We start from the raw sequence: 12,006 nt of genomic DNA, 5'->3' as shown, positions 1-12,006 counted from the left end.
CCGTGGAAAGCTACAAGATCCAGCAGCACAAGTTCGACGTGATCGTGGTCGGCGCCGGTGGCGCGGGCCTGCGTGCCACTTTCGGCCTGGCCGAGAAGGGCCTGAAGACCGCGTGCATCACCAAGGTGTTCCCGACGCGCTCGCACACCGTGGCGGCGCAGGGCGGCATCGCCGCCGCGCTCGGCAACATGGGCGAGGACGACTGGCGTTTCCATTTCTACGACACCATCAAGGGTTCGGACTGGCTGGGCGACCAGGACGCGATCGAGTACATGTGCCGCGAGGCCATCCCGTCGATCTACGAACTGGAGCACTACGGCGTGCCGTTCTCGCGCACGGACGAAGGCCGCATCTACCAGCGCCCGTTCGGCGGCATGACCACGCACTACGGCAAGGGCACCGCGCAGCGTACCTGCGCCGCCGCCGACCGCACCGGCCACGCCATCCTGCACACGCTGTACCAGCAGGCGCTGGCGCATGACGCCACCTTCTTCATCGAATACTTCGCCATCGACCTCATTTTCGACGACGAGGGCGTCTGCCGCGGCGTGCTCGCGCTGGACATGAACGAGGGCACGTTGCACCTGTTCCGCGGCCAGGCCGTGGTGCTGGCCACCGGCGGCTATGGCCGCGCCTATTTCAGCGCCACTTCGGCACACACCTGCACCGGCGACGGCGGCGGCATGGTGCTGCGCGCAGGCCTGGCGCTGCAGGACCTGGAGTTCGTGCAGTTCCATCCCACCGGCATCTACGGCGCGGGCTGCCTGATCACCGAGGGCGTGCGCGGCGAGGGCGGTTACCTCACCAATTCCAACGGCGAGCGCTTCATGGAGCGTTACGCGCCGAGCGCGAAGGACCTGGCCTCGCGCGACGTGGTCAGCCGCGCCATCACCATCGAGGTGCGCGAGGGCCGCGGCGTGGGCGAGCACAAGGACCACGCCTTCCTCAACCTGATGCACCTCGGCCCCGAAGTGATCCATGAGCGCCTGCCGGGCATCGCCGAATCGGCGCGCATCTTCGCCGGCGTCGACGTGACCAAGGAGCCGATTCCGATCCTGCCCACCGTGCACTACAACATGGGCGGCATCCCGACCAACTACCACGGCGAAGTGGTGCAGAAGAAGGGCGACGACGTGGACGCCGTGGTGCCTGGCCTGTTCGCCATCGGCGAGGCGGCCTGCGTGTCCGTGCACGGCGCCAACCGCCTGGGTTCCAACTCGCTGCTCGATCTGGTGGTGTTCGGCCGCGCGGTATCGCACCGCTGCTCCGAGATCATTAAACCGGGTGCGGCGCACAAGGACCTGCCGGCCAGCGCCCTGGACAAGGCGCTGGCCCGCTTCGACGGCCTGCGCAATGCGAACGGCGAACTGCCGACCGCGAAGATCCGCCTCGACATGCAGCGCACCATGCAGTCCGACGCCGCGGTGTTCCGCACCGGCGAGACGCTGAAGGAAGGTTGCGCCAAGATCGACGCGGTGCACGCCTCGTTCAAGCACGTGCGCACCAGCGACCGTTCGCTGGTGTGGAATTCCGACCTGATCGAGACGCTGGAGCTGGCCAACCTGCTCGACCAGGCGGTGGGCACCATGCACTCTGCCGAGCAGCGTACGGAAAGCCGTGGCGCCCATGCGCGCGAGGATTTCCCCGACCGCGACGACCACAACTGGCAGAAGCACACCATGGTCAAGGTGGACGAGAACGGCAAGGCCGACTTCGACTTCCGCCCGGTGCACATGTACACCCTGACCGACGAGGTCGAGGTGGTGCCGCCGAAGAAGCGCGTTTACTGACGAATGGCAGGAACCATCGGGTTCTTTCAACGTTGTACCGGCGCTCGCCAGACGAGCTGTTGCCGCTAGCACGAGCAGAGTGAGGCAAACGTGGCAGAGTTTTCGCTACCCAAGAATTCCAAGATCCAGCCCGGCAAGCACTTCCCGGCGAAAGACGCGAAGAAGCCGCGTACCTTCCGCATCTACCGCTGGAGCCCGGACGACGGCCAGAACCCGCGCATCGACACCTACGAGGTGGACATGGCCGCGTGCGGCCCGATGGTTCTGGACGCGCTGCTGAAGATCAAGAACGAGATCGACCCAACGCTTACGCTGCGTCGCTCGTGCCGCGAGGGCATCTGCGGTTCGTGCGCGATGAACATCGACGGCACCAACACGCTGGCGTGCATCTGCGCCGTCGACAGCGTGGCCAAGGGCGACGTGAAGATCTACCCGCTGCCGCACATGCCGGTGGTCAAGGACCTGGTGCCGGACCTCACGCACTTCTACGCCCAGTTCGCCTCGATCAAGCCCTGGCTGCGCACGCAGAGCGCCACGCCGGACCGCGAACGCCTGCAGTCGCCGGAAGACCGCAAGAAGCTGGACGGCCTGTACGAGTGCATCCTGTGCGCCTGCTGCTCCACCAGCTGCCCCAGCTACTGGTGGAACGGCGATCGCTACCTCGGCCCGGCCGTCCTGCTACAGGCCTACCGCTGGATCGTGGACAGCCGCGACGAAGACACCGGCGGCCGCCTGGACGACCTGGAAGATCCGTTCAAGCTGTACCGCTGCCACACCATCATGAACTGCGCGCGCACCTGCCCGAAGGGCCTCAACCCGGCCAAGGCGATCGCGGAGATCAAGAAGCTGATGGTGGAGCGCCGGGCATAAGAAGCGCCGCTGCGAAGCGGCGGCGTTTTCCTTCTCCCCACTGGGGAGAAGGTACCCGCAGGGCGGACGAGGGGCGGGTGCTCGCGGGAACATCGATCGAAGCTTTACGCCCGACGTGGCCATGTCGCAAGATCGGCCCCTCACCCCAACCCTCTCCCCGGCGGGGAGAGGGTGCAAAGGAGGCGCTTCGCGCGCATTGATCCCATGGACGCAGCCCGCATCAAACGCCTCCGCTGGCGCACCCGCCGCGGTACCCGCGAACTCGATGCGCTGTTCGGCGGCTGGCTGGACGAAGCCTTTCCGCATGCCGACGAGGCGCAACAGCAGGCCTTCGACGAACTGCTCGACGTGCAGGACCCGGACCTGTGGGACTGGGTGATGGGTCATGCCCGCGCGCCGCGCGAAGACTGGCAGGCGATCATCGATGACATCCGCGCCCGCCATCGGCTTTGAATACCTCCCTTCGCGCTGGCTGCCGCGCCTGTTGTGGTCGCTGGCAGCGTTGGTCCTGCTTGCGATCGCTTCGTGTGGCCTGCCTTGGTGGCTGAAACTGCCGTTGGCGGTGCTGACGGTCTTGTTGGTGTTCCGTGCCGTGCGCCGCCATCGCGCTTCGCCGGTGAAGGCGGCCGGCTGGAGCAGCGAAGGCGGCTGGAGCCTGCACCTGGCCGATCGCAGCGACACGCCGGCTCGCCTTGCTTCGTTTCGCGTGCTGGGCGAATGCCTCCTGTTGCGCCTGCGGTCGGCCCCGCTCGGCGAGCAGGTGCTGCTGTTGGCACCCGACAACAGCGACGCGGACATCCGTCGCCGCCTGCGTATGCGCCTGGCCACGGTGCAGGCCGGCAAAGGTGCGGCCCGCATCTGAATCGCAGGTTCCTGTCGGCACTTTGCGGTGCCTGCGCTGTCTCAGCGAATGCCGGATAATGCCGGATCCACCGGGCGAGCCGCCCACCCACACAGCGACCCGTCCATGTTCCGACCGCTAGAGCTTTTCATCGGCCTGCGCTATACCCGCGCCAAGCGTCGCAACCAGTTCATCTCCTTCATTTCGGCCGTCTCCATCGTCTGCATCTCGATCAGCGTGATCGCGCTGATTACGGTGATGTCGGTAATGAACGGCTTCGGCTATCAGATGAAGACGCGCATCCTTGGTGCGATCTCGCATGCCACCATCTCAGGCATCGGCCAGAGCATGGAGGACTGGCCGCGAGCACTGAAAATCGCTCAGGCCAATCCGCACGTGAAGGGCGCCGCACCCTACGTGGAAATCCAGGCGCTGCTGCAAGGCCGTGCGACGGCCGGCGCGATGGTGCGTGGCATCGATCCTGCGCTGGAACCCAAGGTGGTCGATATCGGCCAGCACATGGTGCACGGCAAACTCGATGCACTCACGCCGGGCAGCTGGAACATTGTGCTGGGTCAGGACCTCGCCACCCAGCTCGGAGTGGGCGTGGGCGACCAGGTGGTGATGGCGGTGTCGGAAATGCGCGCCACCCCGTTCGGCGGTGTGCCGCGCATGCGTGGCTTCCATGTGGTGGGTACCTTCAGCATGGGCATGGAGCAGTTCGATTCCGGCCTCGTATTGGTCAACATCAAGGACGCCGAGAAACTCAATAGCCAGGACGGCCCCAGTGGCATCCGCCTGAAACTAGACGATCTCTTCAATGCCCGTCCGGTGGCGCGCGAACTGGCCGAGCAGCTGGGCCAGATCTATCAGGTGCGGACCTGGGACCAGGACAACGCCAATCTGTTCTCCGCGTTGTCGATGGAGAAGCTGGTGATGTTCATCATCCTCTCGCTGATCATCCTGGTGGCGGTGATCAACCTGATCTCGATGTTGATGATGCTGGTTACCGACAAGCAGGCCGACATCGCCATCCTGCGTACCTTGGGCGCAACGCCGCGCAGCATCATGGGCATGTTCATGGTGCAGGGTGTGTTGGTGGGGCTGGTCGGGATCGGTTTTGGCGTGGGTTTGGGTTCGCTGCTGTCGTGGAAGCTGCCGGGCATCGTGAAAGTGATCGAGCACGTATTCCACGTGCAGTTCCTCTCGCCAGACGTGTACTACATCAGCGAGGTGCCCAGCCGGCTGGACTGGAGCGACGTGGGTTGGGTGGCGTTGATCACCTTCGCGTTCTCGCTGCTGGCGACCCTGTATCCCGCGTGGCGAGCCTCGCGCACGCAGCCGGCGCAGGCATTGCGCTATGAGTGAGAAACATCCGATGGTACCGAACACGCCCGTGCTGCGCGCCACCCGCGTGGCCAAGACCTACGCCGAAGGCGGCCTGCGCACCGAGGTGCTCACCGACGTCAGCTTCGAGCTGAAGCGCGGCGAGACCATGGCCATCGTGGGCGCTTCCGGCACCGGCAAGAGCACCCTGCTGCACATCCTGGGAGGGCTGGACACGCTGAGTGCTGGCGAGGTGGAGGTGGATGGCCGCCAGCTCTCCGTACTGTCCGACGCCGAGCGTGGCCGCGTGCGCAACCGTTCGCTGGGCTTCGTCTACCAGTTCCACCACTTGTTGCCAGAGTTCACCGCGCTGGAAAACGTGTGCATGCCGCTGCTGATCCGCGGCACAGCGGTCGCCGACGCGAGCAAGCAGGCGTCGGCACTGCTGGAGCGGGTAGGGCTTGGCGCGCGCATGGGCCACAAGCCAGCCGAACTCTCCGGCGGCGAACGCCAGCGTTGCGCGGTGGCACGCGCGCTGGTGACCAAGCCGGCCTGCGTGCTGGGCGACGAGCCCACGGGCAACCTCGACGAAGGCAATGCGGCGCAGGTCTACGAGCTGATGCTGGAGCTCAACCGCGAGGTGGGTACCAGCTTCATCCTGGTCACGCATGACACGCGGTTGGCAGCGCGGATGGATCGTACGCTGGTGTTGCATGAAGGGGTGCTGCGGGAGCAGGCGCGCGGGTGAGGTTTGCTGTCTCACCCTCTTGGTGAGAGCGCGTCAGATGGCCATAGCCTGAGATGGCGCGGATGGCTGAATGCAGGGTGCCGGCGACGCGATGGGTGGCTGTATCGTGGCTGCGAGATCGGAGCTTTGTGCCACGGGTGTTTGTGCAGCCTTGATCGTGTCGCTGGCGCCGTACTTGTCCGCTTCAAAGGGCGAACCGGCTCTCTGAGCGATGAAAATCTTGCTGTTGTCGTCGCCTAGAGCCACTTGGTCGATGCGCGTCATGCCTTCCCGCTTGGCTTCGAGGACGAGCGCGGCGGCTATGTTGTGGCTTAGCCCGTCAACCTTGCGGCCATGCTGTGCATCGAGCTTGCTCACGCCTGCCAGCGCCTGCTCGTACAGGGTGTGATCGGGATTGCGGGGATCATCCAGAGGATGGAGAGCGTCCTGTCGAACTTGCGACTGTAGCGCCGAGTGCATGGCCTGCTGTGTCAGCGGACCCGCTTTGCCATCCACGGCGAGATGCTGGTCGTGCTGGAAACGTTCCACGGCATGACGAGTCTGGATGCCGAAGTCGCCGTCGGCTTTGAGGGGCTGGCCTTGATCTTGGCCGTAGCCCAACTTTGCGAGATCAGCTTGCAGGATGGCGACAGCCGGGGCGTGGGTGCCTTGCTCCAAGATCACTTGTTGATGTGGCTGACTACCCGGCGAGCGGTATCCGGTTGCTTCCAGTGTTTGCGCTTCCTTGATGGCGTTCTGCATGGTTGGGCTATTGAACACGCGCACCAAGCCTTCGGCGTAATGTGGATCGGTGGCATAACCAGCCTGTTGCAAGGCGATCGCTTCTTTTTCAAGGTTGCCCCTGGTGCCTTCGTCAAACAGGCCGGCTTTGGCATAGCGCGGGTTGCCGCGCAGAAACTCGACACGATCCCGTAATGCTTCCTCGTAGGAGCCATACACACGGAAGGACTGATCCTTCCAGACCTTCTGGCCGCTTTCGATCTCCCAGACATTGAATGTCTTGCTCGGTCCGTGCCAGCTGGGATCGGCCTTGATGTTGAAGATATTGTGGGTGCCCGGAAGCTGGTGTTGTCCCCAGCCGGTTTCCTGTGCGGCTTGGGCCAAAATGGTTTGCCAAGCCATGCCGGTTTCATTGGAGACTTCAACAGCGGCTGGATACAACCCGGCAATGAAGCTTTCCTTCTCGTTCATGCTGCGCTTTCCTTCAAGGATGCAGGTTCATCGGCGCCTTCAGAGAGAAGTCCACCGAGCTGTCCCGGTCGGAAAGCAGTGCGTATTTTCCTGTGACGATCAGACGGTTGTCCTGCAAGACGAAGTGCTGGTCGCCGCCATCAACCCATGTCGTGTGGGCTGCGCTGACGTTTGGTGCATCGATTGGTATTGAAGTCACGACAGCACCGGTGGAACGGTTGAGCGCGACGATTTCAAGCAGCGTCTGCGACATGGTCTGTTCGGGTTGCGTGTCGCCCTGCACCAGCACATAGAGCGTGGACGGCGTGCCGACGCAATGCGTTGCCCTGGCTTGGTAGGTGTGGGTGGGTAAAGGCAAGGTGACATGCCATGTCGCCGTGCCGGACGAATTTTCGAGATAGACCACGGGCTTTTCGTTCATGCCGTCGTCGTCGGTCTGCGCGCCGGCCAGGCAGTTCTGCCCGGCGCCGATGCTTGGCTTTGCATAGAGGCTGACGTTGGCGGGGAGGGCGACGTTGGTGCCCGCGGCACACACGCCTGTACCCAAGAGGCAAGCAAGCACGGAGGTCAAGGGGCGAGTGGTTTTCATGTCGGGCCAATGGAGTGCGTGCAGGTAGAAGTCGAAGTAAGGTCGGTCATGTTGCCCCAACAAAGAGTGAAATAAGCTCGATCCCATCCTGGCGAAGTGAGTGTCAGTTTCATCCTGGTCTCGGATGACACGCGGCTGGCGGCGCGGACGGATCGTACGCTGGTGTTGCATGCAGGGGTGTTGCGGGAGCAGATGCGCGGCAATATTTGCCCTTCTCCCTTCGTGGTTAGGAGCATCAGAAAACCATAGCCTGAGATGGCGCGGATGGCTGAATGCAGGGTGCCGGCGACGCGATGGGTGGCTGTATCGTGGCTGCGAGATCGGAGCTTTGTGCCACGGGTGTTTGTGCAGCCTTGATCGTGTCGCTGGCGCCGTACTTGTCCGCTTCAAAGGGCGAGCCGGCTCTCTGAGCGATGAAAATCTTGCTGTTGTCGTCGCCTAGAGCCACTTGGTCGATGCGCGTCATGCCTTCCCGCTTGGCTTCGACGACGAGCGCGGCGGCTATGTTGTGGCTTAGCCCGTCAACCTTGCGGCCATGCTGTGCATCGAGCTTGCTCACGCCTGCCAGCGCCTGCTCGTACAGGGTGTGATCGGGATTGCGGGGATCATCCAGAGGATGGAGAGCGTCCTGTCGAACTTGCGACTGTAGCGCCGAGTGCATGGCCTGCTGCGTCAGCGGACCCGCTTTGCCATCCACGGCGAGATGATGTTCGTGCTGGAAACGTTCCACGGCATGGCGAGTCCGGATGCCGAAGTCGCCGTCGGCTTTGAGGGGCTGGCCTTGATCTTGGCCGTAGCCCAAATTTGCAAGGTCGGTTTGCAGGGTGGTGACGGCTGAGCCGTGCGAGCCTTGTTCAAGGCTTGTACTGGCGAGGGTGTTGGGATGTGAGTTCCCGTGATGGGAATGATGAGTAGCTACACCAGACTCATGTTTGGCTAATGAAGGGCCACGGGGAGTCACACCGTAATTCTTTTCATGCTCGCGAACGAAGGTTTCGTAACGATTGACGTAAGGTATGACCTCTCTTTCGGAGAGTGCGAGGCCGCCATGTTCCTCGGTCGGGCCATCATGGTGGTATTTGTAGATATATGCTTCGCCTCGATCACGCGATCGGGCCAATGCCGCGTTTTCTTGGTAGTGCGCCACCAGGGCGTCGGCTTGCATTCGTAGGTCGCTACGGTTGTCATCGTTGATGCCATAGCTCGTGCCCGTTTTGTCGATGAACTGTCCGAGACCGGTGGCGGAAGTCGTGCCTGCGGCGGCGTCGAGATTGAAGCCGGATTCGACGCGGGCGATAGCCAACACGTAGGCAGTCTCGCGAGGGTTCAAGCCAGCGCGCTCGGAAGATGCGATCAGGGCATCGATCACTTGTGATTGCGCTTCGGGAGAGGCATCGCCCCAGATACGCGAATTTCCCGCAGGCCGGCCGGCTGAGCGATCGATCGGGTCATCGTAATGGCTCCACGTGACCACTTGATCATCCCGGTAAGGCTGTCCTCGAGATTGAATTATTGACGGGTAGATGTTTCCTTTGCTCATAGACGTTCTCCTTGTCTGTGACGATCATGGGTGCGGGGCTGTCGGCTTTCGTTCAGTGCGATTGAATGTATTGAACTCGTGGACGGCCCAGTCCCAGCTTGCGATTCATCGCGTTGAACTCTCTGTTGTTTGGAAATTGCTGCCGCCCATCAGGAAGGCTGTTGTCGGTCAGGATGGCAGGAGTGCTATGCGTAAGAAGATTCCCTTGCGTGTTGTAGATATGGAACCACTCACAGAACTCGCATCCTTCTGGCAACTGTCCGTACTGAACAACGAAATAAGGCGTCCCATCGGTGGCTTTGGAGCAGGTCAGGCCTACGGCTGTGTATTGTTCCAGCCCTTGCGGTGAATGGATGTCCAACGCCTTGAAGGTACCGTGGTCGTGGGAAATCAGTTGCAGCGAGGTAGCGTGGCATTGTTCTGTCGTGCAGCGCAGGATCATTGCCGAATGGCCGCAAGACACCTGGAGGTTTTGAGTTTGGGCGGTTGCTGCCGGGGCCGTGTCTATGCATAGAAAGCCAAGAATCATCAGCATGATGAAAGTTGATATGGATTTCACGATTCTTTAGTCCTTGGTCGGATGGAGTAATCAGACAGCTCGGTTGCAACCTCATGCAAGGGCGATGCTTGACGAGTTCGGGCATGGTGTCCAGACGATGGTGAAGTAAAGCTGATTCGCGCTCGCGATGAGGCAAAGTCCTACAAACCTTTCATCCGATGTCATGACGTTGCCGCGTTAGCCTCGATCAATCCATCCGGCATCGGGCGGGGCATGGCGCTGGCGTTCGACAAACCTTTCACCGCGACGTTGGCGGCGCCTGTGCTGCTGATTGGCGTGCTGCTGGTGCAATGGCTGCCGGCGTTGCCGCCACGCTGGCTGTCGATGCTGTTGCTGCTGCCTGTTGCCGTGAGCTTCTGGTGCTGGCCGCGCTGGCGGTTGCCGTCGTGTGGTTGCGTGGGCGTGCTGTGGGCGATGCTGTGCGGTGCGGGGGCGATGGATGCGCGGCTGCCGCGCGATCTGGAGGGCGTGATTTCGTGGTGACCGGGCGCGTCGCGGAATTGCCGCTGGTGCGCGAGGACGCCACGCGCTTCGTGCTGTCCGTCGATGGCGCGACGCTGGACGGCAAACCCGTGCCTTTGCGCGGACGCACGATGGTGTCGTGGTACGACGATGCGCCGCTGCTCGCTCCCTGCGAACGCTGGCGCCTGTTGTTGCGGCTGAAGCGACCGCGCGGCCTGCTGGACCCCGGCGCTTCGGATGGCGAGCGCATGGCTTTGCAGCGACGCATCGTGGCTACCGGCTACGTGCGCCAGGATTCCGCCAACGCACCGATGGGCCGCGCGACGTGGTGCGTGGATGGTGTGCGAAATGCGGTCTCGCGCGGCATCGCTGTGCGCGTGGGTGATCCGCATGACGCCGCGCTGCTGCAGGCATTCTCGGTGGGCGACACGCGCGGCTTGAGCCAGGAGGACTGGGAGGTCGCGCGTGCCAACGGCATCCCGCACCTGATCGCGATTTCCGGATTCCACGTGAGCGTGGTGGCGGTGATCGGTGCATGGCTGGCCGGATCGCTGTACCTGTTGTGGCCGAGGCTGGCCTTGCGCATGCCGCGCGTGCAGGCACAGGCCGCTGCTGCCTTGCTGGCGGCCGTGGCATACGGTGCGCTGGCCGGCTTTGGCCTGCCCACCGTGCGCACGCTGCTGATGATCGCAGTGGTCGCGCTGGCGCGCTGTTCGAGGCGCGGCGGCCATGGTGCGCATTCGCTGGCGTTGGCCATGATCGCGATCCTCGTGTTCGATCCCTTGTCGGTACTGGCGGCGGGTTTCTGGTTGTCGTTCACCGGCGTGGCCTTGTTGATGCTGTGCCTGCAGGCGCGTGGCCGCGGTTTGCGCGCCTTCCTGCACGAGCTCACGGCGGCCCAGCTGCTGATGACGGTGTCGCTGCTGCCGCTGACGCTGTGGTTCTTCGGCGAGGCCTCGCTGGTGGGAGCGCTTTCCAATCTCGTCGCGGTGCCGTTCGTGAGTTTCGTCATCGTGCCATGCGTCTTGCTGGGTACCGTGCTGCTGGGCCTGTGTCCGCCCTTGGCCGCGCCTGTGCTGGAGCTGGCGGCAGCGCTCGCGCACGCACAGTGGTGGCTGCTGGAACGCATGGCGGCGTGGCCGGGTGCGCATTGGTATCTGCCCGAGGTACGACCGTGGTCATTGCTGCTGGCCACGCTGGGTGCGTTGTGGCTGTTCATGCCGCGCGGCATGCCGTTGCGCACACTGGGCCTCATGCTGTTCCTGCCGCTGTTGTGGCCGTCGTTGCCGGAGCCGGCTGCAGGTGCGTTCGAGGCGTGGGTGCTGGATGTGGGGCAGGGACTGTCGGTATTGCTGCGCACACGCGGGCATGCGCTGCTGTACGACACCGGCGCGCGCTATCCCTCCGGCTATGACCTGGGCGAGGCGGCGGTGCTGCCTTCGGTCCGGGCCTTGGGCATCGCACGGCTGGACGCGCTGATGGTGAGCCATGCGGACAACGACCATGCCGGCGGTGCCGATGCGGTGGTGGCCGCATTCCCCGAGGCATGGCGCTATGCAGGCGAACCCGAGCGCATGCACGTGCCGATGCGGGCTTGTACCGCTGGGCAGTCGTGGGTGTGGGACGGCGTGCATTTCCGCGTGCTGAGCCCCACGCCTCAGACGGCTGGCAAGGGCAATGACCGCTCCTGCGTGCTGCTGGTGGCGGGTGCCGGTGGTTCACTCCTGCTCACCGGGGACATCAGTTCCAAAGTCGAACCGGCCGTGGCCAACGCGTTGGGCGATGGCCCGTCGCCGGTGCTGCTGGTGCCGCACCACGGCAGCAAGGCGTCGTCCGGCGTGGATTTCATCGATGCGGTGGCCCCGCCGTTCGCCGTTGTCTCCGCCGGCTGGCGCAATCGCTTCGGCCATCCCAAGCCGGAAGTGCTCGCACGCTACGCGGAGTCGGGCGTGCCGGTACTGAATACCGCCGACAGCGGCGCGATCGCGCTGGACTTTCCCCGCGACGGGCCGGCCCGGGTGGCGGTGCGCTGGCGGTTGCGCGATCCGCGCTATTGGCGCGAACGCCCTTGAGCGCAGGTTCCGGACTGC

General features: G+C 63.7%; 12 protein-coding genes. 8 read left to right on the top strand and 4 right to left on the bottom strand.

Annotation, left to right across the window (positions count from 1 at the left end; translation table 11 throughout):
- The first annotated feature begins 2 nt into the window (after positions 1–2).
- The 6 genes from sdhA to lolD all read left to right on the top strand — a co-directional run bounded on the left by sdhA (position 3) and on the right by lolD (position 5,575).
- A complete protein-coding gene (gene sdhA / locus ISP25_RS06555; RefSeq protein ID WP_192154823.1) occupies positions 3–1,790 on the top strand; it encodes a succinate dehydrogenase flavoprotein subunit in 1,788 nt (595 codons plus the stop codon).
- Between the two features lie 90 nt (positions 1,791–1,880).
- On the top strand, positions 1,881–2,660 hold the full coding sequence (locus ISP25_RS06550; protein WP_404612591.1) for a succinate dehydrogenase iron-sulfur subunit: 780 nt from the start codon (positions 1,881–1,883) through the stop codon (positions 2,658–2,660).
- A gap of 204 nt (positions 2,661–2,864) precedes the next feature.
- Positions 2,865–3,113: an FAD assembly factor SdhE gene (locus ISP25_RS06545; protein ID WP_192154830.1), complete on the top strand. Its 249-nt coding sequence runs from the start codon at positions 2,865–2,867 to the stop codon at positions 3,111–3,113.
- A complete protein-coding gene (locus ISP25_RS06540; protein WP_404612589.1) occupies positions 3,085–3,522 on the top strand; it encodes a hypothetical protein in 438 nt (145 codons plus the stop codon). Before ISP25_RS06545 ends, ISP25_RS06540 begins: the two co-directional genes overlap by 29 nt.
- A gap of 105 nt (positions 3,523–3,627) precedes the next feature.
- A complete protein-coding gene (locus ISP25_RS06535; protein WP_192154834.1) occupies positions 3,628–4,869 on the top strand; it encodes a lipoprotein-releasing ABC transporter permease subunit in 1,242 nt (413 codons plus the stop codon).
- Complete coding sequence (lolD, locus tag ISP25_RS06530; RefSeq protein WP_192154835.1) at positions 4,862–5,575, top strand: lipoprotein-releasing ABC transporter ATP-binding protein LolD; 714 nt, start codon at positions 4,862–4,864, stop codon at positions 5,573–5,575. The genes ISP25_RS06535 and lolD overlap by 8 nt, the downstream gene beginning before the upstream one ends.
- Positions 5,576–5,608: 33 nt before the next feature.
- Here the strand turns inward: lolD and ISP25_RS06525 are convergent, their stop codons facing one another.
- The 4 genes from ISP25_RS06525 to ISP25_RS06510 form a co-directional block, all read right to left on the bottom strand.
- Positions 5,609–6,766, bottom strand: coding sequence for a glucosaminidase domain-containing protein (locus ISP25_RS06525; RefSeq protein WP_404612586.1), 1,158 nt, complete (start codon positions 6,764–6,766; stop codon positions 5,609–5,611).
- Positions 6,767–6,779: 13 nt separating this feature from the next.
- Positions 6,780–7,526 (bottom strand): hypothetical protein, encoded by a 747-nt coding sequence (locus ISP25_RS06520; protein WP_404612584.1) that lies wholly within the window; start codon positions 7,524–7,526, stop codon positions 6,780–6,782.
- A gap of 64 nt (positions 7,527–7,590) precedes the next feature.
- The gene (locus ISP25_RS06515) at positions 7,591–8,895 is read right to left on the bottom strand and encodes an XVIPCD domain-containing protein (RefSeq protein ID WP_404612582.1); all 1,305 of its coding nucleotides are present in this window, start codon (positions 8,893–8,895) and stop codon (positions 7,591–7,593) included.
- Between the two features lie 52 nt (positions 8,896–8,947).
- On the bottom strand, positions 8,948–9,454 hold the full coding sequence (locus tag ISP25_RS06510; protein ID WP_192154839.1) for a hypothetical protein: 507 nt from the start codon (positions 9,452–9,454) through the stop codon (positions 8,948–8,950).
- Between the two features lie 213 nt (positions 9,455–9,667).
- Here ISP25_RS06510 and ISP25_RS06505 point away from each other — a divergent pair, with 213 nt between their 5' ends.
- Positions 9,668–9,937 carry a hypothetical protein gene (locus tag ISP25_RS06505; RefSeq protein ID WP_404612580.1) on the top strand — a complete coding sequence of 90 codons (270 nt, stop codon included), beginning with the start codon at positions 9,668–9,670 and terminating at the stop codon, positions 9,935–9,937.
- Positions 9,841–11,988: a DNA internalization-related competence protein ComEC/Rec2 gene (locus tag ISP25_RS06500; RefSeq protein WP_404612578.1), complete on the top strand. Its 2,148-nt coding sequence runs from the start codon at positions 9,841–9,843 to the stop codon at positions 11,986–11,988. Before ISP25_RS06505 ends, ISP25_RS06500 begins: the two co-directional genes overlap by 97 nt.
- Positions 11,989–12,006: the final 18 nt, after the last annotated feature.

Source organism: Rhodanobacter hydrolyticus (assembly GCF_044904645.1).
This window is presented reverse-complemented; position numbering and strand designations above follow the sequence as displayed.